The 20416-nt window shown below is 28.3% G+C and carries 24 protein-coding genes; 17 read left to right on the top strand and 7 right to left on the bottom strand.

Going from position 1 to position 20416, the window contains the following annotated elements:
* The first annotated feature begins 1 nt into the window (after position 1).
* The 3 genes from ACWYN7_RS06220 to ACWYN7_RS06210 are packed head-to-tail and all read left to right on the top strand — an operon-like array spanning position 2 to position 5654.
* Complete coding sequence (locus ACWYN7_RS06220) at positions 2-2761, top strand: TonB-dependent receptor (protein ID WP_462858994.1); 2760 nt, start codon at positions 2-4, stop codon at positions 2759-2761.
* Between the two features lie 13 nt (positions 2762-2774).
* The gene (locus tag ACWYN7_RS06215; RefSeq protein ID WP_462858993.1) at positions 2775-3929 is read left to right on the top strand and encodes a DUF4249 domain-containing protein; all 1155 of its coding nucleotides are present in this window, start codon (positions 2775-2777) and stop codon (positions 3927-3929) included.
* Positions 3930-3938: 9 nt separating this feature from the next.
* Positions 3939-5654 (top strand): hypothetical protein, encoded by a 1716-nt coding sequence (locus ACWYN7_RS06210; protein ID WP_462858992.1) that lies wholly within the window; start codon positions 3939-3941, stop codon positions 5652-5654.
* Here ACWYN7_RS06210 and lipA read toward each other — a convergent pair.
* The 6 genes from lipA to ACWYN7_RS06180 all read right to left on the bottom strand — a co-directional run bounded on the left by lipA (position 5647) and on the right by ACWYN7_RS06180 (position 10361).
* On the bottom strand, positions 5647-6516 hold the full coding sequence (gene lipA, locus ACWYN7_RS06205) for a lipoyl synthase (RefSeq protein ID WP_462858991.1): 870 nt from the start codon (positions 6514-6516) through the stop codon (positions 5647-5649). The two genes, ACWYN7_RS06210 and lipA, sit on opposite strands and share 8 nt — an antisense overlap.
* Positions 6517-6581: 65 nt before the next feature.
* Positions 6582-7241 carry a hypothetical protein gene (locus ACWYN7_RS06200; RefSeq protein WP_462858990.1) on the bottom strand — a complete coding sequence of 220 codons (660 nt, stop codon included), beginning with the start codon at positions 7239-7241 and terminating at the stop codon, positions 6582-6584.
* Positions 7242-7247: 6 nt separating this feature from the next.
* On the bottom strand, positions 7248-8477 hold the full coding sequence (locus ACWYN7_RS06195; protein ID WP_462858989.1) for an NRAMP family divalent metal transporter: 1230 nt from the start codon (positions 8475-8477) through the stop codon (positions 7248-7250).
* A 1-nt stretch (position 8478) separates the two neighbouring features.
* Positions 8479-9045: an RNA polymerase sigma factor gene (locus tag ACWYN7_RS06190; RefSeq protein ID WP_462858988.1), complete on the bottom strand. Its 567-nt coding sequence runs from the start codon at positions 9043-9045 to the stop codon at positions 8479-8481.
* The gene (locus ACWYN7_RS06185; RefSeq protein WP_462858987.1) at positions 9036-10139 is read right to left on the bottom strand and encodes a glycosyltransferase; all 1104 of its coding nucleotides are present in this window, start codon (positions 10137-10139) and stop codon (positions 9036-9038) included. The genes ACWYN7_RS06190 and ACWYN7_RS06185 overlap by 10 nt, the downstream gene beginning before the upstream one ends.
* Before the next feature lie 18 nt (positions 10140-10157).
* Complete coding sequence (locus ACWYN7_RS06180) at positions 10158-10361, bottom strand: membrane or secreted protein (protein ID WP_462858986.1); 204 nt, start codon at positions 10359-10361, stop codon at positions 10158-10160.
* Between the two features lie 134 nt (positions 10362-10495).
* Here ACWYN7_RS06180 and ACWYN7_RS06175 point away from each other — a divergent pair, with 134 nt between their 5' ends.
* The 14 genes from ACWYN7_RS06175 to ACWYN7_RS06110 all read left to right on the top strand — a co-directional run bounded on the left by ACWYN7_RS06175 (position 10496) and on the right by ACWYN7_RS06110 (position 19346).
* Positions 10496-10618 carry a hypothetical protein gene (locus ACWYN7_RS06175; RefSeq protein WP_462858985.1) on the top strand — a complete coding sequence of 41 codons (123 nt, stop codon included), beginning with the start codon at positions 10496-10498 and terminating at the stop codon, positions 10616-10618.
* Between the two features lie 159 nt (positions 10619-10777).
* Entirely contained in the window at positions 10778-11149 is a 372-nt protein-coding gene (locus ACWYN7_RS06170) for a mechanosensitive ion channel family protein (RefSeq protein WP_462858984.1), read from the top strand.
* On the top strand, positions 11143-11346 hold the full coding sequence (locus ACWYN7_RS06165; protein WP_462858983.1) for a hypothetical protein: 204 nt from the start codon (positions 11143-11145) through the stop codon (positions 11344-11346). Before ACWYN7_RS06170 ends, ACWYN7_RS06165 begins: the two co-directional genes overlap by 7 nt.
* Positions 11347-11424: 78 nt before the next feature.
* Complete coding sequence (locus tag ACWYN7_RS06160; protein WP_462858982.1) at positions 11425-12006, top strand: RNA polymerase sigma factor; 582 nt, start codon at positions 11425-11427, stop codon at positions 12004-12006.
* Between the two features lie 101 nt (positions 12007-12107).
* On the top strand, positions 12108-12425 hold the full coding sequence (locus tag ACWYN7_RS06155; RefSeq protein ID WP_462858981.1) for a hypothetical protein: 318 nt from the start codon (positions 12108-12110) through the stop codon (positions 12423-12425).
* Positions 12426-12430: 5 nt separating this feature from the next.
* Entirely contained in the window at positions 12431-12919 is a 489-nt protein-coding gene (locus ACWYN7_RS06150; protein WP_462858980.1) for a Spy/CpxP family protein refolding chaperone, read from the top strand.
* A gap of 168 nt (positions 12920-13087) precedes the next feature.
* Complete coding sequence (locus tag ACWYN7_RS06145) at positions 13088-13372, top strand: EF-hand domain-containing protein (RefSeq protein ID WP_462858979.1); 285 nt, start codon at positions 13088-13090, stop codon at positions 13370-13372.
* A 65-nt stretch (positions 13373-13437) separates the two neighbouring features.
* Positions 13438-14232, top strand: coding sequence for a YHYH protein (locus ACWYN7_RS06140; protein ID WP_462858978.1), 795 nt, complete (start codon positions 13438-13440; stop codon positions 14230-14232).
* Positions 14219-14827, top strand: a complete 609-nt coding sequence (locus ACWYN7_RS06135) for a toxin-antitoxin system YwqK family antitoxin (protein WP_462858976.1) — start codon at positions 14219-14221, stop codon at positions 14825-14827. The genes ACWYN7_RS06140 and ACWYN7_RS06135 overlap by 14 nt, the downstream gene beginning before the upstream one ends.
* Positions 14796-15470 carry an SCO family protein gene (locus ACWYN7_RS06130; protein ID WP_462858974.1) on the top strand — a complete coding sequence of 225 codons (675 nt, stop codon included), beginning with the start codon at positions 14796-14798 and terminating at the stop codon, positions 15468-15470. The genes ACWYN7_RS06135 and ACWYN7_RS06130 overlap by 32 nt, the downstream gene beginning before the upstream one ends.
* A 155-nt stretch (positions 15471-15625) precedes the next feature.
* Positions 15626-17038, top strand: a complete 1413-nt coding sequence (locus ACWYN7_RS06125) for a CotH kinase family protein (RefSeq protein ID WP_462858973.1) — start codon at positions 15626-15628, stop codon at positions 17036-17038.
* A gap of 199 nt (positions 17039-17237) precedes the next feature.
* Entirely contained in the window at positions 17238-17987 is a 750-nt protein-coding gene (locus ACWYN7_RS06120) for a polyphosphate polymerase domain-containing protein (RefSeq protein ID WP_462858972.1), read from the top strand.
* Between the two features lies 1 nt (position 17988).
* Positions 17989-18591 carry a DUF4956 domain-containing protein gene (locus ACWYN7_RS06115; RefSeq protein WP_462858971.1) on the top strand — a complete coding sequence of 201 codons (603 nt, stop codon included), beginning with the start codon at positions 17989-17991 and terminating at the stop codon, positions 18589-18591.
* Between the two features lie 20 nt (positions 18592-18611).
* Positions 18612-19346 (top strand): DUF2490 domain-containing protein, encoded by a 735-nt coding sequence (locus tag ACWYN7_RS06110; RefSeq protein ID WP_462858970.1) that lies wholly within the window; start codon positions 18612-18614, stop codon positions 19344-19346.
* A 50-nt stretch (positions 19347-19396) separates the two neighbouring features.
* On the opposite strand, the gene murB is transcribed toward ACWYN7_RS06110, so the two are convergent.
* Positions 19397-20404 (bottom strand): UDP-N-acetylmuramate dehydrogenase, encoded by a 1008-nt coding sequence (gene murB, locus ACWYN7_RS06105; RefSeq protein WP_462858969.1) that lies wholly within the window; start codon positions 20402-20404, stop codon positions 19397-19399.
* Between the last annotated feature and the right edge of the window lie 12 nt (positions 20405-20416).

Below are 20416 nucleotides of genomic sequence, written 5' to 3'. Positions count from 1 at the left end.
GATGAAAAAAAATATATTCTTAATTTTATTTTTCTGCGTTTACATACTTAATGCCCAACAAAATCAACAAATTACTTTATCTTATTCAGATTTAACTTGTAAAGAAGTTTTAAAAAAGATAGAAGAAAAAACTGCGTATCGCTTTTATTATGTTGATGATTGGTTAAAAGAGAACAATTTAGTTTCTGGTAATTATGTAAATGCAGCACTCTCAGAAATTCTAAACGATCTTTTTAACAATACACTCATCAATTATTATATTCATTCAGATCAAAAGGTAATATTATCTCTTAATAGTGTTATTCACAATCGATTTCCTAATTTAGTTTGGAAAGAAAAAGAAGTTGATACGCAATTAAATAATACCCAAAAAAGTGCACCAATTTTTTACAGCGAAGTTGCTGCAAGCGAATCTTTAAATACGCAAGTGGTAAGAATAGGTAAAGAATCTAAAAACGCCACAGAAAAAAGATATACACTTAGTGGTTATGCAAAAAATGTTACTACAGGAGAAGTCATTCCTAATTTAGTGTTATTGGTACAAAACAGTTCAATTTCTGCGGTTACAGACGATAAAGGTTTTTATTCAATTCAGTTGCCTGTAGGTGCAAATGTTATAGAAGCTACCTCTTTAGGGTTTTCATCACTCAAAAAAACGATAGTAATTTATAACAATGGAAAATATAACTTTTTATTAAAAGAAAGCTCTGTGTTGTTAGATGAATTAATTATTGAAGCAGGTAGAGATAAAAATATTAACGAAGCCATTACTGGAGTTACCACCATAAAAATTCAGGATATAAAAAATATTCCATTAATTTTAGGAGAAAGAGATATTTTAAAAGTTGCTACAGCTTTACCAGGAATAAAAAAAGCAGGAGAAGGTTCTGCAGGATTTAGTGTAAGAGGAGGTAAAGAAGATCAAAACTTAATACTTTTAGATGACGCTGTATTGTATAATCCATCTCATTTTTTCGGTATTTTTTCAGGTATCAATCCTTTTACTTCTGGTGATGTAGATATTTATAAGGGTTCTATTCCACCAGAATTTGGAGGAAGATTATCATCAGTATTTAATATTAAAACCAAAGATTCAGATTTTAACGAATTTAAAGGAGAAGCTGCAATTGGACCAATAACAAGCAATTTAGCCTTACAAATACCAATTGTAAAAGAAAAAGCAAGTTTAATTGTTGGTGGTAGAGCCACGTATTCTAATTGGGTTTTAAGATTAATAGAAGACGAAAACCTAAGCAATAGTAGTGCATCTTTTTACGATACAAATTTAAAATATACACATAAAATAAGCGATAAAGACAAGTTAGAAGTGTCTGGATATTATAGTAACGATGCTTTTAGCATTACTTCAGATTCTTTACAAACTTATTCTAACAGATTGTTCTCTCTAAAATGGAATCGTAAGTTTAATGAAAAAAGTAGTGGTGATTTAATTATAGCCAATAGCGAATATAAATTTAATTTACAGTTCGATGAAAATTCTATAAATGATTTTGAGTTAGATTATAGAATTACTGAAACCGAGCTAAAATTAAAAATGAAATATTTAGCCAACGAAAAACATAAATTCGAATACGGAATATCGAATAAACTTTTTAATGTTTCACCTGGAAATATAAAACCAAAAGGCACACAATCTATTGTAGAGGTTTTTAATACACCAAAAGAAAGAGGTTTAGAATCTGCTTTATTTTTTGCAGATAGTTATAAAATTAATAAAAAACTGCAAGCAAATCTGGGGCTAAGATTCTCTTTATTTACAGCTTTAGGACCATCAACACAAAATGTATACGATACTAGTTTACCTAAAAATGAAAACACAATTATAGAGGTTAAAAATTTTGGTGATAATGAAGTTATTAAAACTTATGGAGGACCAGAAATAAGATCATCTTTAAGATATTCGTTAACTAAAAGTTTTTCTTTAAAAGCTGGTTTTAATAGCACTTATCAATACATTCATACTTTATCGAACAACACAACAGCTTCGCCTACAGATACTTGGAGGTTATCAAATTTAAATATAAAACCACAACAAGCAAATCAAATTTCTTTCGGACTTTTTAAAAATCTAAATGGAAATGAATATGAGTTGAGTTTAGAAAGTTATTACAAAACCAGTAAAAATATTCTCGATTATAAAGTAGGAGCTAATTTATTATTGAATCAAAATATAGAGTCTGATATTTTACAAGGTAAAGGTAAAGCTTATGGGGTAGAATTTTTACTAAAGAAAAATAAAGGACGATTAAATGGTTGGTTAGGGTATAGCTATTCTCGTTCTTTTATTCAGTTAGATAGTCAGTTCAGAGAAGAAAGAGTCAATTATGGAAATTACTTTCCTGCAAACTTCGATAAACCTCATGACTTGAATGTTATTGCCAATTATAAAATAACAAAAAGGTATAGTTTCTCAGCAAATTTTGCTTATCAAACAGGTAGACCTGTCACCTATCCAATAGGAAGTTTTTTATTAAATGGAGAAGAAAGAGTTTTATATAGCGATCGAAATAAATTCAGAATTCCAGATTATTTTAGGTTAGATATTGGTTTTAATGTAGAAGGAAATCATAAAATTAAAAAACCAGGTCATGGTTTCTGGAATATTTCTGTTTACAACGTATTAGGAAGAAACAATCCATATTCTGTGTTTTTTGTAACAGATGCTGGCGAAATTAAAGCTTACAAAAGCTCAATATTTGCATTTCCAATACCAACAATAACCTATAACATAAGTTTCTAAACTAGTATTAATTATGAAGAAAATAGTTTATTTCATTTCCATTGGTATTCTTTTAGCAATTACAAACAGTTGCATAGAAGAATTTGATGCGGCAACCGAAGAGTTTGAAGACGCATTAGTTATAGAAGCTACACTTACAAACGAATTAAAATACCATCAAATTACATTATCTAGAACATACACATTCGAAGATTATGAACCAACTTACGAGTCTGGAGCTGTTATTAAAATAGAAGCAACCAATAACAATACTTATAATTTTACAGAGACTGGTTATGGAGTTTATACTTCTAATGTAATGTTTAAAGCAGAGCCTAATATAGATTATACTTTGAATATAGAAACGCAAGATGGTAAAGCATATAAATCGCAAAACACACAGTTAACCAATGTAACTGCTATAGATAATGTATATGCAGAATTGGCGGTTAATGATGATGGAGAAGAAGGAATAGGTTTGTACGTAGATAGTTTTGATGCCACAAATAGCACTAAATATTATGGCTACGAATTTGAAGAAACCTATAAAATTGTAGCCCCTTTTTGGACACCAGATGATTTAATTTTAAATTCATCTGGCAGTTTTTCTGTAGTTCCAAGAGCACAAGAAGAACAAATCTGTTACCAAACCATAGCTTCTAAAGGTAGAATGCTAACAGATACCAATCTTTTACAAGAAGATAGAGTTTCTAAATTCTTATTAACTTTTATTCCTAGTGATGATATTCGGCTAAATACCAGATATAGTATCGCTGTAAAACAATATGTACAATCTAGCGAATCTTACAATTACTTAAGAGTTTTAGAAGAATTTTCGAGTTCACAAAGTGTGTTATCGCAAATTCAACCAGGGTTTTTATCGAGTAATATTTATGCAGTAAATAATGAAAACGAAAAAGTTTTAGGTTTTTTCGAAGTATCTTCTGTTTCAGAAAAAAGAATATTTTTTGATAGATCAGAAGTTTTAGAATCCGGTTATCCTTGGATATGCACAGTTTTCGATCCTCCAGCAAATGAATTAAGAACCTTGGTAAGATTAGATAGAGTAACATTAGTATACGAAAAACCAATAGGAGAAGATGGTGGTCCTTATGATGTAGTTACACGTGTTTGTGGAGATTGTACCATGTCAGGATCTAATATTAAACCAGATTTTTGGGTAGATTAAATTTATAAAATGAAAAAATTAGCACTTTTAGTATTCTTTGTTTGCTTTTTTTCTGAGAGCTATTCTCAAAATAATCAGCAAAATTCTGAGTTATTTAAGAATATACCTCAAGAAAATATTTTTGTGCATTACAACACAAGTTTTTTACTTTCTGGAGAACAATTATTGTATAAAGTTTATTGTTTAAATGCAAAAACCAATCAACTTACAAACCTAAGTAAAGTGGCTTATGTTGCTTTGGTTGATGAGAATTATAAGGTTCATTTTAAGCATAAAATTTTATTAAACTCAGGCTTAGGTCAAGGAGACTTTTTTATTCCAGCTTCCATAAATTCTGGTAATTATAAAATAGTGGCGTATACAAAATGGATGATAAATGGTGGAGAAGATAACTTTTTTCAAGGAGATCTTGCTATTTTAAATCCGTTTGCAGACAATTCTAAATTTTTGAATAAAGAAAAAGAAATTCATCAACCTAAAACTAAAATTAAGAACAATACAAATGCTATAAAACTCGCTTTAAATAAAGCTGTATTTAAAAATAGAGAAAAAGTTACTTTAAATGTAAATGCAGATAATGCAAACGAAATTGCTGGTAATTATTCAATTTCTGTGCGTAAAGTAGATCAATTTTATGTTCCTGAAAAACAGAAAAGTAATACGTATTTGTCTTTGTATCAAAATAATACATCATTAAAAAATACTACTAAATTAATTGAAATACCAGAATTTAGAGGAGAGTTAATTTCTGGTAAAGTAATTGATAAAAATTCTCAAAAAGCAATTCCTTCTGTAAACGTTTCAATTGCGATTCCGGGAAGTGAATATATTTTTAAAGTGTCTAAAACAGACAATACAGGTAAGTTTTATTTTATTATTGATAAAACGTACAATTCCTCTAAAGCCACCATAGAAATTGATGATGAAAACCGAGAAAATTATCAAATACTAGTAAATAATGAAGCTACTGTAAACTTTAAAAACCTACAATTTAAAGATTTTAGCTTATCAGAAGAAGTAAAGAATTTTATAGAACAAAGAAGTATTTACAATCAAATAGAAAATGCGTACAATGTTAAAAAACAAGATTCTGTAAAAAAATATAGCAATAAAGAGACGTTCTTTGGTACAAATGTATATACCTATTATTTAGACGATTATAACAGATTTCCGACATTAAAAGAAACCTTAACAGAAATTACAGAACATTTATATTATTCTAAAAAAGGAGGACAATATGCTATAAAAGTGTTGGGTGTAGATTTTTTCTATAGAGATAACAAACCATTATTGCTAATTGATGGTTTACAGATTTTAAATCATAATGATATTATTGATTTAAAAACCAAGCAAGTAGAAAAAATAATTGTATTAAAAGACAACTATGTTTACGGAACAAAACTTTATAATGGAGTAATTATTCTTGAAACTTTTAAAGGTGATTACACAAATTTAGTAAGTAAAGATTATCAAAAAAATGTAGATTTATTTAAGCCTTTAGTACCTAAAAAGTACTTTGTTCAAAATTATGATGATGATAAACAAGAAAGAATTCCAGATTTTAGAACTCAGTTATTTTGGAAACAAAATTGTAATCTAACTCAAAAAACGAATCAATTTAACTTTTACACTTCAGATAATACGGGTTTTTATGAAATTAATTTAGAAGGTTTTACCAAACAAGGAAAACCAATTTCAATAAAAACTACGTTCGAAGTTAAATAGCATGTTTGTGTGCTTTGTAAGATGATCTTACCAAAGCTCCACTTTCTACATACATAAAGCCCATTTCTAAACCAATGGTTTCGTATTTTTTAAATTGTTCTGGAGTTATAAATTCTTTAACAGGTAAATGTTTTTTTGTAGGCTGTAAGTACTGACCAATTGTAATAATATCACAATTTACAGCTCTTAAATCTTTCATGGTTTGTATAACTTCGTCCTCTTTTTCACCTAAACCTAGCATTAAACCAGTTTTGGTACGCATTCCGTTTTCTTTTAAGTATTTTAAAACACCTAAACTTCTATCGTATTTTGCTTGTATTCTAACTTCACGAGTTAATCTTCTAACAGTTTCCATGTTATGAGAAACCACTTCTGGATGCACCTCAATAATTCGATCTATTTGTTTGTTGTTTCCTTGAAAATCAGGAATTAAAGTCTCTAAAGTTGTATTCGGATTTGCTCTACGAATTGCTTCTACAGTTTCTGCCCAAATAATAGAACCACCATCTTTTAAATCGTCTCTATCTACAGAAGTAATTACAGCGTGTTTAATGCTCATAATTTTAATAGAACGTGCCACTTTTTCAGGTTCATCCCATTCAACAGTTTCTGGTCTTCCTGTTTTTACTCCACAAAATCCACAAGAACGAGTACAGATATTTCCTAAAATCATAAAAGTAGCTGTACCTTCTCCCCAACATTCACCCATATTTGGGCAGCTACCACTTGTACAAATTGTATTTAATTTATACTTATCAACTAAACCTCTTAACTCAGTATATTTTTTACCTACAGGTAATTTTACACGTAACCATTTTGGTTTTTTTGGTCTTTCAGGAAGTACTACAGATTCTATCGCCATTATCAATCTAATTTAAAGTACAAATTTACGAAGAAAAGATTAAGAAGGTAATACAAGTTTAAGAATTAATTCTGTTGATTTTTTCTTTTAGATAGGATGCTTAAAATAAAAGAAATAAAAAGGATTAAAAATAAAGCTAAGATTATTTTTTTGTTGATAAAATAAGATTTTGTTGGATACTGTTTTAATTCAACTTTATCATTAAAATTTATATTATTAAAAAAGGTATTATTATCTATTTCATTTAAACCCAATTCGTTGATGTAAGTAAACATGTATAATTTTTTATTTACATAAATTAATGAAGTTTCGTGTACAGAAATATCATTTTTATCCTTAAAATTAAACGTATAGCCAGTGAGATTTTTTAGTTTAAATATATTAAAATCATGCAATTTATGTTTAGAAACTTCTTCTGTAGCCCAAATGATATCTAAGTAAAAACTTTTTAAACTTTCATAATTATAAGGTAAAGTTGGCAAATCTGTATTAGAATATTGTTTGTCTAAATAAAATATTTGAGCTATAAATATAGAGGAATCTTCACTTGAGAAGATTTGATAATTTTTATGTTGTTCAATAATTGTATCTGTTTCATAAACTGTAAAAGGCATTTCTAAACTAACTATTTCATCTAAATCATAATTAGACCAATTATCTTTTTGAGTATATGATTTTAGATTAAAAATCATCATCAACAATAAAAATAAGATTTTACTATTCATAAAAGCTTAGAAAAATGAAATACTACTTAAAAACCAAATACTAAAACCTATTAAAAAAACAATACCAGCAATACTTAAAATTCTAATAAATATTTTTGGTTGATGTTCTTTGGGCGTGTGTTTTCCTGTTATTAGCATGTAGTTCATTATCGCATAAAAAGGAGCTGTTAAAAACGATAAAATTGTAGCAATTTTTATTAAACTACCCATGTTTGCCAAAAAGAATTTTAAAATAATAATGGTGCCTATAAACAAGAAGAAAATCCAAAACCAATATCCAAATTTAAAACTTTTATCAAACAATAATTTAGAGCTTCTATTCATGGCTCTAGGTGATGCATCTAAAGTAGTTAAGGTAGTACTAAACATGGTTGTAAAAGCTGCAAGAGCAATAAAAACATAAGAGAATTCACCAAGATTTTTTGTGTATAAATTAATTAATTGCGATGCAAATATGACGCCTTTATCAGAAAAAGTTTCACCAGAATTGTACATAACCAAAGTACCTAATAGCACAAAGCAAACACCTAAAATTAATGTACCAAGATAACCTACATTAAAATCGAAAATGGCATCTTTTGGTTTTATTTTTGTTAAGGTGTTTTTACTTTTTTCTACAGACCAAATGGAGTGCCAGATAGAAATATCTAAAGAAGTTGGCATCCATCCTAAAAAAGCAATTAAAAAGGTAACTTCTACAGAACCGGATGGTAAAATCTGAATTACATCAAAAGCCTCTTCAGAACTAAATAAAGCCACAGCAACAGCTGCAACAGTACTTATAGTAAGTGTAATGATTATGTATTTCATTAAATTATCTAGCAATTTATACTTACCAATTAGCAAAATAATCACGCTAATTGCCATTAAAATTGCAGACCAAATAACTAGGTTGTCTGTTACACCAAAAATTTTAGAAGCCAAACCTGCTGTAACAATAGATACTGCTGCTTGTATGGTAAACATAGTAGCAAAATTTAATACATAATAAATTGCCAAAACACCTTTACCTAATTTTCGATAACCATCTAATAAAGTTTCGCCAGTTGCTGCTGCATAACGTGGTCCAAATTGAAAAAATGGATATTTTATAATATGAATTAACAACAAAGCCCAAAGCAAACCAAAACCAAATTCTGCACCCGCTTTTGTAGATTGTACCAAATGAGATACACCAATGGCAGCCCCTGCAAATAATAAACCTGGTCCTAAAGATTGTAAGAATGATTTTTTCATTTTATTTCTTTTCAATAATTTCTGCCAATAATTTTTTTGCTCGTAATAATTTTACTTTTACGTTGTTCATTGGCTCGTTAATTTGAGAAGAAATTTCTTTATAACTCAATTCTTGAAAATAACGTAACTGTATTACTTCTTGGTATTTAGGTTTTAATTGTTTAATATCTCTTAACAGTTTTGCTAAATTTTGTTCTCTAATTATTTTATCTTCTGGAGTAGGATTTTCATCAATAACTAAATACGCTTTTTCTTCTTGTTCTAAAGTGGTTTCTGTAGAAATAGAAGATTTTTTTTTTCGAAGTAAATCAATATGAACGTTTTTAGAGATGGTAATTAGCCAAGTTTTAAAAGCGTATTGCTCATCAAAAGTATTTATTTTATCAAAAGCTTTAGAAAAAGTTTGTATGGTAATATCTTCTGCATCATTTTCGCTTTTTGTCCTTTTAAGTTGATAATTGTAAACATCGCCCCAAAAAGTATTTAGCAAAAAACGAAATGCAGCCTGATTGCCTTTTTTTGCTTTTATAATATTTATTTCAATTTTATTAGTATCGTTTATTTCCAATGATTTGGTTTTGAAATCAAATTAGCACTAAATATACTAATTTGAATCAATAATAAACCGATTTCTAAAAAAGGTAGTAAAAAAATAAGATAAGGTTCTTTTAATTTTTTGGCAGAAAAACCCATTACCAAATACAGAAAAAGAAAGTAGGTAAGCACAATGGGTAGCATAATTTGCCAAGGATACAAGAAAAATAAGGTAATAGCTAAAACATAAAAGATGAGCTTAGAAAAATTAAAAAAGTTTAATAAAAACCTGTTTTTAAATTTGTAATGTTTTTTAATGCTGTTTTTAATTCTTAGTTGATGAAACCATTGCCCAAAAGAAAAGCGAACCTCAGATTCTATAAAACTGTCTTTGGTTATTGCAATAGTAGTATTCTTTTTAGTGGCTGCATCTTTTATAAATAAATCGCCATGATCATTTTTTATTTTAATATGATTTATAAACCCTTTTACTTTAAAAAACTCACTTTTTTTGTAGGCCAAATTATTACCAAAAGCCTTATAAGGTGAGCCTAATTTTGCAAAAGAAAAACACTGAATAGCACTTAATAAGTTTTCGAAACGAACAAAGAAGTTAAACAAAGAACCTTTGCTTTTGTACTTGTTGTAGCCTAGAACAATGCTTTTTTTAGTGGTAAATTGTTTGCTCATTGCTGCAAGCCAATAATCGGACAAAGGTTTAGATTTGGCATTTGTAAACAATAAATGTTCGTATTTAGCCGCTTTAATTCCTAATGTTAATGCGTATTTTTTATTGGCCCAAAAAGCTTCGTTATTTTCAATATCTAAAATTTTAATAGCCTCGTTTTCTAGTTTAAACGCTTCTAGAACTTCTTCAGTATTATCTGTAGAAGCATTATTGATAAGCACTATTTCAAATGTTGGATATTTTTGAGCAAGGACAAATGGTAAGTTTTCTTGTAATGCTTTCGCACTATTTTTTGCAAAAATAAGTACAGAAACAGGAACTTGGTCAGCAACGCTTTTAGTTCTTTTTTTAGTAAAAAGAAAATTTGAAAAAGCAATGTAGTAAATGATTTGTATAACTGTAAATGCTACAAAAATGTAGAAAACTACAGATAAAATCATTGATAGGTAATTTAAATATTAATTATGCTGAGGCTCTGAACAAGAATCGAATTGATCTGGTGTTTTACCACAAAATCCACAAGCTTCTCCACTTTCATTTAACATTGGGTTTTGGCTAGCACAAGTACCTGCAAATTCACCATCTTTTTTTGCCCAAATTTTAATAGCAATTCCTGCAACACCAAGTGCCAATAATCCTAAAGTAAGCAATAATAATTTCATAAATAATAATTGTAGTGCAAAGATACATATTCTAAGTTTTATGCTAAAAATTCTGTTGTAAATATTTTGTGTTCGTGATTTTTTAAACTTTCTAGTGTCGAAAAAAGTGTAACTAATTAAAAATCAAAACAAAAATGGAAACATTTAAAGAATCACTTAAAAACTTTTACAATACAATCTCAGCAGGTTTGGGTAATTGGGGTTTACAATTAATAGGTGCAATTGCACCTATTAATTATCGGACTTTGGGTTATTAGAATGATAATGAACGGAATTTCTAAAATCTTTGAAAAAAGAACAATAGAAGAAACTCTACAACCTTTTTTATTAACTACTTTAGGTTTTATCTTAAAATTACTCCTAATTACTCCTAATTACTCCTAATTATTTCTATTGCAGGTATTGTAGGTTTACCAATGGCGTCTTTTGCTGCTTTGTTAGCGGGTGTAGGTTTGGCAATTGGTGCCGCATTTAATGGTTCTTTAGGGCATATTGCTTCTGGAGTTATGCTTTTAATTTTTAGACCATTTAAAGTGGGCGATTTAATAAAAACCAATGGTGCTTTTGGTTTTGTAAAAGAAATATCGGTTTTTGTAACTGTTATAGAAACTTTTCAGAACGAAACAGAAATAATTCCGAACTCAGCAATAACCGCAAATAAAATTACCAACTTAACTAAAATCGGAAATTTAAGAATAGATATGCCATTTGCAATTCGTTATGGAACAGATATTTCTAAAGCAAAGAGCATTGTAATGGATATTCTTTTAAAAGATGCAACGTGTTAAAAGACGCAAAAATAGCACCTAGAGTAGCAGTGAACAATTTAGGCGAAAACAGTGTAGAACTTTTAGCTTTACCTTATGTAGATTGTAATAATTATTGGGATGTTTTTTGGGATACCAGACAAAAAATTGTAGAAGCTTTAGGCAATGCAGGTTTCGAGGCTACTTTACCACAAAGGGTTGTTACCATGACAAAATAAATCAAAATAAAAGATATTTAAAAAGACTGTTCTATAGAGCAGTCTTTTTTTGTATGTTTACTTTTTTTGTAATTAAATTTGAAAGAACAAGATTTTATAGAGCAACTAAAACAAGGAAAACAATCTGCATTTAGTCTACTTTTAGACCAATACCAGCAGAAAGTTTTTAGCACTTGTATTTCTTTTGTGCCTAATAAAGAAGATGCAGAAGATGTGGCTCAAGAAGTTTTTTTAGAAGTATTTAAATCGATTCATAAATTTAAAGGCGATTCTAAACTCTCTACTTGGATTTATAGAATTGCTACCAATAAATGTTTAGAGTTTATCCGAAAAAAAAACACCAAAAAAAGATTCGCTTTTATGAAATCTATTTTAGGAAACGAAATACCAATAGATAAAACAAGTTATTTTACAGAGTTTAATCATCCAGGTATTTTATTAGAAAATAAAGAAAAATCAAAAATTATTTTTAAAGCCATTAACACGTTGCCAGAATCGCAAAAAGTAGTTTTTACCTTGGCAAAAATAGATGGTAAAAGTTATCAAGAAATTGTAGAAATTACGGGTAAAAGTTTGTCATCAGTAGAATCGATTATGTTTAGAGCAAAGAAATCTTTAAAAGAAAAATTAAATGATTTTTATAAAAATATAGATGTTTAAAGTTTAGATATTAAGTATTTTAAAAATATTTTTTAAAGAGCACAAGTTTTTATAATTTATAACATCTAAACCATTGTAAAATAGTTTATCAGAAAAGAAAGATGAAATCTAAAAAAGAAATAGAAAATAAAATAGATGATACTTTTAAAGTATTAGATCATATAGAAGAAGTAAAAGTAAATCACTTTTTTAAACACAAAGTTTTACAGCAGATAGAAAATGAAAAAGAAGTAAAGCCAAAAGTTTTAGGTTGGTTTACACCTCAATTGCAAGCCGCAGTTTTAGGCTTTGTTTTATTAATGAATGTTAGTGCATTATTTTATGTATATACATCACAAGAAAAAAGTAATAATGTAACTTTAGAGAGTTTTGCACAAGAATATGCATTGCAATCTGAATCAAGTTTGATATTAAATTAAAACAAATGAAATCAAAATTACTTCCAATTTTATTAGTTGTACTTATTTTATTAAATGGGGTTTTAATTTTTATGTTGATAAAAAAACCGCATTTAAATAGAAAAGAAAATGCTGAAAGAAGTTTTTTAATAGAACAATTGCAGTTTTCTGAAAGTCAGCAAGAAAAATTTAAAACGTTAGATAATATTCACAGAGATCGAATGATGAATTTAGAGTTTAGTATTCGCAAACAAAAGGATATTTTATTCAATTCTTTTGCAGATGAAACTATAAATGTAGACTCATTAGCAAGAGTTGCTGGTAATTTAGAAATAAAAAAAGAGCTAGAAGTTTTTACCTTTTTTAAAGAAGTAAGAAAAATTTGTTCGCCAGAACAACAAAAAAAGTTCGATGCAATTATAAAAGAAGCCATAAGAGGTGGCAATTCTAGACCTCCTAGAAATAACGAAAACCACCCTCCAAATAGAGAAAGAATGCCTCCACCACCAAGATAATAAGAATTCCAATTCATAGTCCTATAATTCATCAACCAAAACAAGTTGATGAATTTTTTTTTACTGATTTTTTAGCTCTTTGTACTGATTATGTTAAACTTAAGTTAACAACACAAGTTTTTAAAAAGTTCTGCATCTTAATAGATATAACATTTAAAAACATACAAAATGAAAAAAACAATTTTAACAGTAGGAGTAATTTTATTAGGATTTACATCAATTACAGCGCAAGAAAATAACGAAGAAAGAAGAAGAAAAGGGCCACCATCTGCAGAACAACTAATTAAAGAATTAGATAAAGATGAAGATGGAAAAATTTCAAAAAAAGAAGCAAAAGGACCAATTAAAAAAGATTTTAAAAAGATCGATACAGACGAGGATGGTTTTTTAACTAAAGAAGAATTAGAAAAAGCTCCAAAACCAAAAAGAAGAGAAAGACCAGAAAACAAATAAGAGAACGCAAGTTTTTTACTATTAAAACATCTAAAGAATTTAGACACTAATTAAATTTATTTATTATGAAAACCAAATTAATTAAAATTTCAGCGCTTTTAGCTTTGTTTTTTATCGCATTTATTGCTTGCAGTTCTAACGAAGATTTAGATTCAGAAACAGACCCAGAAGTAACTGATGAAGTAGTTACAGAATTGCATCCAGCTTTTGCTGCTTTCGATACAAATGAAACAGATATTTATATTTCAGATAATGGAACAACAATCACCATAGAAACAACAGGTTTGCCAAACCATACTACACCATATTGGAGTGAAAGTCACCCCTTATACGTAGCGCCAACTGTAACAAGCCAAGAAAATATGACACCCACTAGAATTGATACTTCAGGCAGAGATTTATCTGGTACATTAACAGTATCTGCCTTTCCAAAAAAAGCCAGCTCAAGCACAGCAACTTCTTTAGGTGCAATTGGTATATCTGTTAGCGGTGCTTATATTTATAATGACCAAGAAGGTAATGGCCCTTTAGACGGTGCTGCAGGAAGTTTAGATTATACAGGAGCGCATATTGGCCCGTCTCAATATCATTATCATTTAGAGCCTTTAGCATTTACAGATGATGACGATAAATTAATAGGAATTATGGCAGATGGTTTTTTAATCTACGGAAGGAGAGATTATCCAAGCAATGAGTATCCCTTAGATTTAGATACTTCAGGAGGGCATGTGGGGCCAACAGTACATAATCCTGATGGAGAAGAATACCATTACCATATTATTAATGAGTTATATTCTACAACAGGTAGATATGTAATTTTTGCGGGGTCTTATCAAGGAACACCAAATGCAATCAATTAATTACTACATATTATTATTTTTTGTTCTAGTTTCTTGTAAAAACCGAGAAGCTGAAAATAGAAATGTATTCACTAAAAATAACATAAAAAATATTTTAATCGATAAAAAATATTTAAAACTAAATCCATTAAAAGGTCAATGGTTTTATAATGATAAGCCTTTTAGTGGTTATGGTTTTAAAATTTATAAGAACGATACTTTATTAGAAAAAACAGGTTATTGCAATGGTAAGAGAGAAGGAGAAGATGTAATGTATTTTAGTGATGGTAGCATTAAAAGAAAAGCTTTTTATGTAAACAACAAACTTCATGGCAAAAAGACAAATTATTTACAAAATGGACAACTAATGTCTGAATCAAATTATGTTAATGGAGAACGTCATGGAGTTCAAAAAGTGTGGTATTCAAGTGGACAACTGGCTAATCAAAGAAATTTAGTAAAAGGAAAAGAAGAAGGTTTACAAAAAGCTTGGTTAGAAAATGGTACCATTTACGTAAACTATGAGGTTAAAAACGGAAGAATTTTTGGTATGAAACGTGCTAATTTATGTTATCAATTAAAAAATGAGAAAGTTGTACAAAATCAAACAAATTAATTTTATATTACTTCTTGCTGTAGTAGGTGCCTTTAGTTGTAAAAAAACTAAAAAAGATGATTTTACCAGCAGAGTAAACAAGTTGCCATATTATAATGAAGCTTCTTTTACACCTAAATGGATTGTATCAAACTCAAAAGAATTAGAAGCATTTCATAAAATTCCAGATTTTAAACTTATCAATCAAAATGGTGAAATCATCACCCAAAAAACGTTTGAAAATAAGATTTATGTAACAGATTTTTTCTTTACAACTTGTCCTGGTATTTGTCCAATGATGACAAAAAACATGAATCTTGTGCAAGAAACATTTAAAAATGATGATGCTGTTTTAATGCTATCACACTCAGTTACACCAACAAAAGATTCTGTACCACAATTAAAAAAATATGCAATAGATAAAAATATAGGCAACAATTGGCATTTGGTAACTGGCAATAAAAAAGAAATTTACGATTTAGGCAGAACAGCTTATTTTGTAGAAAATGATTTAGGAGAGCCAAAAGGATTAGACGATTTTTTACACACAGAAAATTTTATTTTGGTAGATAAAAATAAACACATTAGAGGTATTTATAATGGGTTAAATAAAAATTCAGTAAAACAATTAATAGCAGATATTAAAACTTTAAAAGAAGAGTAATACTTTTAAGTTTGGTTTTTTGTAAAACTTCATCATTCATTTGGTGAGGTTTTTTTATTGTGTTTTTTTTAACAAAATGGGCACAAGTTTTTAAAAGAACTAACATCTAAAGAGGTATAATATTAAATTTTAATCAAACCTAAAATAGTGAAAAGATGAAAGAATTAAAAAAAGCTTTTATGCCCATTTTTCTATTGTTTGTAGTTTTTTCTTGTTCAAGTGATGAAATTACAGACATTGCTTCTAATGAAGATAATGAAGAAGTAGTTGTAGTATTAGATGACTCAGATTTTGATCCAGTAGATTGGACAACTGAAACGCACAGCAAAGATGCAGAACCAAATTTTGATGAAGTATTTGAAGACAATACTGTAAAAAGATTAGATTTTGTAATTTCTGAAAGCAATTGGCAAAGTATGTTAGACAATATGACTTCTTTGTATGGAACATTTGGTACTGGAAGAGGTTCTTTTTCTGATGATGATGAAGACCCAATCTTTGTACCTGGTCAAGTATTTTACGAAGGTACAGAATGGTATAAAGTAGGTTTACGTTTTAAAGGGAATTCTAGTTTGGCTTCATCATGGTCTAGTGGAATTTTAAAACTATCATTTAAATTAGATTTCGATGAATTTGAAGATGATTACCCACAAATTAAAAATCAACGTTTTTATGGATTTAAAAAATTAAGTCTTAAAAATAATTATGATGACGAATCTTTGTTAAGAGAAAAAGTAGCAACAGATGTATTTAGAAATGCTGGTTTAGCAGCTTCTCATACTGCTTTTTATACGTTGTATGTAGATTATGGTGATGGACCTCAATATTTTGGTTTATACACTTTGGTAGAAGAAGTAGATGATACTGTTATAGAAACCCAATTTTCATCAGATGAAGAAGGAAACCTTTACAAACCAGATGGTGATGCAGCTACTTTTGCTAGCGGAACTTACGATGAAGATGAGTATGTAAAGAAAAATAATGAAGATGAAGCAGATTTTACAGATGTAAGTAATTTATTAACTGTTTTACATGATAATACACGAACAACAGACCCAGAAACCTGGAGAACAAATTTAGAAGCCGTTTTTGATACAGACGTCTTTTTAAAATATTTAGCCGTAAATACAGTAATTCAGAATTGGGATACTTATGGTAGAATGACACACAATTACTATCTGTATAACAACCCAGAAACCAATAAATTAACATGGATTCCTTGGGATAATAATGAAGCATTACAAGATGGTAAACAAGGAGGTGCTTTGTCTTTAAATTTTTCTGATTTAAGTTCTACTAGTTGGCCTCTAATTGGCTATTTATATCAAGATGATGTATATAAAGCAAAATATGACACTTATGTACAAGAAACTATAGATGGCCCATTTAATGAAACATCAATACAAGATTTGTATACAAATTATCAAACTTTGATAGAAGAATATGCAACATCTGAAGTTGCTGGATATTCATTTTTAAACAGTAGTTCAAGTTTTTATTCTGCCATTAATACATTAAAAAGTCATGTAACTTCTAGAAAAAATGTAGTGAATTCATATCTAGATTAGTGTTTATCTAAACCAAAATTTAAAAACGTAGGGCAACATTAATGGGGATTGTTTGTTGCTATACCCAATGTCTCATCACAAAGTGGTGAGACATTTTTTTTGATTTTTTTAACAAATTAAGAACAAGTTTTTTAAAGTTGTAGCATCTAAAAATAAGTAACAATTTAATAACAATAACTAAACTTTAAAGAGAAGTATTATGTTAAGAGATGTTGAGAAAATTATTAAAAGTTTTAAGCCTATTTCTTTATCAGAAATGAACAGTGTTGCTCTAATGAAAAGAAGAGATACTAAATTTTTGGTAAACAAAAAGGAGTTAGTTGCAATACTAAAAGAATTAAAAAATGATTATAAAGTACTCGAAATTAATAATGATAGAATAATGAGTTATTCTTCTTTATATTTTGATACTGAAACAAATAAATTTTACAACGATCATCATAATGGAAAAAATAACAGGATAAAAATTAGACAAAGAAAGTACGTAGAATCTGATTTATGTTTTTTAGAAATTAAACAAAAAAACGGAAAAGGAGAAACTAACAAAACAAGAATTCCTGTTAAAGATTTCGAAATAAATCTAACCCAAGATTCCAAAAATTTTATTGCTAACACAACACATCAAGAGTTTGATTTAGAGCCAAGTTTATGGAATGGTTTTAACAGAATAACCTTAGTAAACATTAAAAGTAAAGAACGTGTTACGTTAGACTTAAATTTAAATTATCGAATAAATAAAGTTGAAAAAAGCTTCGATAATTTGGTGGTTATTGAAGTAAAACAAGAGCGTTTTAACAGAAAATCTCAAATTGTAAAAGCGTTAAAATCCATACACAATCATCCCTATAGTATTAGCAAATATTGTATTGGTATGATTAGTTTATATAATGATATAAAATACAACGTATTTAAAAGAAAATTAATCAAAATAAATAACACAATAGCTTAATATGGAGTTTTTAGAAATCCCAATTTTCGATGACGATTTTTTTAAAATGTCATTTCGTTTTACAATCAATTTAATTTTTTTAACCCTAATTATTAGGTGGTTGTATTATACATCAACAAGAAGAAAAGATTACGTTTTTACTTTTTATATGATCAGTTTTATCGTGTTTTTCTTGTGTTTTACCTTAAAAAAGTTTGAACTTGATATTGGTATGGCTCTTGGGCTTTTTGCAATATTTGGTATTATAAGGTACAGAACAGATGCCATAAATATTAAAGAAATGACCTACTTATTTGTGGTAATTGGTGTTTCTGTAATGAACTCTTTGGCCAATAAAAAAATGAGTTATTCAGAAATAATTTTAGCCAATGTTGTTATTGTTGTGGCTATAGCTATTATCGAAAAAATATGGCATTTAAAACATCAAGTATCCAAAGAAATTATTTACGAAAATATCGATAATATAAAACCAGAAAACTATCATTTATTAAAAGAAGATTTGGAAAATAGAACAGGTTTAGAAATTAATAATATAACCATTGGTAATGTCGATTTTTTAAGAGATACAGCTGTGTTAACCATCTTTTATTTTAATAGAAAGTAGTAATTAAATCCCCAGAAAAAATGAATACATATAAAAAAAGTAAAAGTATTTTTAAAAGAATACTTTTTGCAAATATCATCTTGTTTTCAGCGATAAATTTTGCACAAGAAAGCGATAAAGATTGGTCTTCTTGGAATTCGATAGGAATTGAATATAAGTTAAATAAAAAATGGACTTTTGGCTTAGAAGAGCAATTCAGATTAAAAGAAAATTTTTCTGCAGTAGATGAATTTTTCACGCAATTATCTGGTGAATACAAAGTTTTTAAAGGTTTTAAACTAGGAGCTGCAATTCGTTATATAAGAGAAAACGACAATCAAGGAAATGTACAAGGTTATGAAAATCATTTTCGATTTCAGTTTGATGCCAAGTACAAACATGAAATAAATAATTTAAAAATAGGGTACAGATTCCGTTATCAAAATAAAAATGAATTAGGGGTTTCTGTTGATGAAGGTGATGAGGCAAAACAAAACCTGCGTTTTAAAACTTCTTTAGAATATAATTTTAAAGATTGGAAATTAGATCCAAAGTTTTCTGCAGAAATATTTAATAGATTTCAAGCGGATGAAGACAATGGTTTTAGCAAATACAGACTAACATTAGGTACAGATTATAAAATTAAAAACTTCGGAGAATTGGGCATCTATTATAGATATGAAAGAGATTTAAACGAAGATTACCCAGATGTAAATAACATTTTAGGTTTAAAATATACCTACAGTTTTAAAAGTAAAAAATTAATAAAAAAATAAATTTGGTTGATTGATTGAAAAGGTTTCTAACTTCGGTTGGAGGCCTTTTTTTAAATGATATTTACTTCAATTTCTAATTCAATTTTAAAAAACTCTAAAATTGTTTGTTGAATTTTTTCAGCAAGCTGATAAATATCTTTCCCAGAAGCATTACCATAATTCACCAAAACCAAAGCTTGTTTTTCATGCACACCAAAATTGCCAAAACGATTGCCTTTAAAACCAGCTCTTTCTATCAACCAGCCAGCAGGTACTTTTATTTCATCCTCAGAAATGGTATAACTTGGTATTGTTGGATATTCTTTTTGAAGTTCTAAAAAATGCGTTTTAGAAATTACTGGATTTTTAAAAAAACTACCACTATTACCAATTACTTTTGGATCTGGTAATTTCGATTTTCTAATGGCAATTACAGCATCAGAAATATTTTTTAAAGTAGGTTTTTCTATTTTTTTTGATGCTAATTCAGTTTCAATTGCACCATAAGAAGTGTTTAATTTATGCTGCTTTTTAGTTAATTTAAAACTGACTGCAGTTATGATGTATTTTCCTTTTACTTCGTTTTTAAAAATGGAGTTTCTATACCCAAAATTACAATCTTGGTTAGAAAAAGTAATCAGTTTCTGAGTTGCTATTTCTAAGGCTTCAACCTTGGTAATTGTATCTTTAACTTCAACACCATAAGCACCAATATTTTGAATTGGGCAAGTACCTACATTACCAGGAATTAAAGATAAATTCTCAATTCCACCATAATTTTGTGATACAGACCACAAAACAAATTCGTGCCAATTTTCACCAGCATTTACAGTAATATAAGCATTGTTTTCATCTTCATTATCTATAGAAATCCCCTTAATATCTATATGTACAACCAATTTTTCAATATTTTTGGTCAGCAACATATTAGAACCTCCAGAAATTAAAAAAATGTCTTGTTCTGTTTTCAATAATTGTTTTAATTGATAAACAGAATCAACAGAAACAAAGCGTTTTGCAATTACATCAATACCAAAAGTATTGTAGTTTTTTAAAGATATATCTTGTTGAATTTTCATAAATAATAAAGC

The organism is Polaribacter sp. M10 (assembly GCF_054968445.1).
The sequence above is the reverse complement of the archived record's forward strand: the minus strand, read 5'-3'. Positions and strand labels throughout refer to the sequence as shown.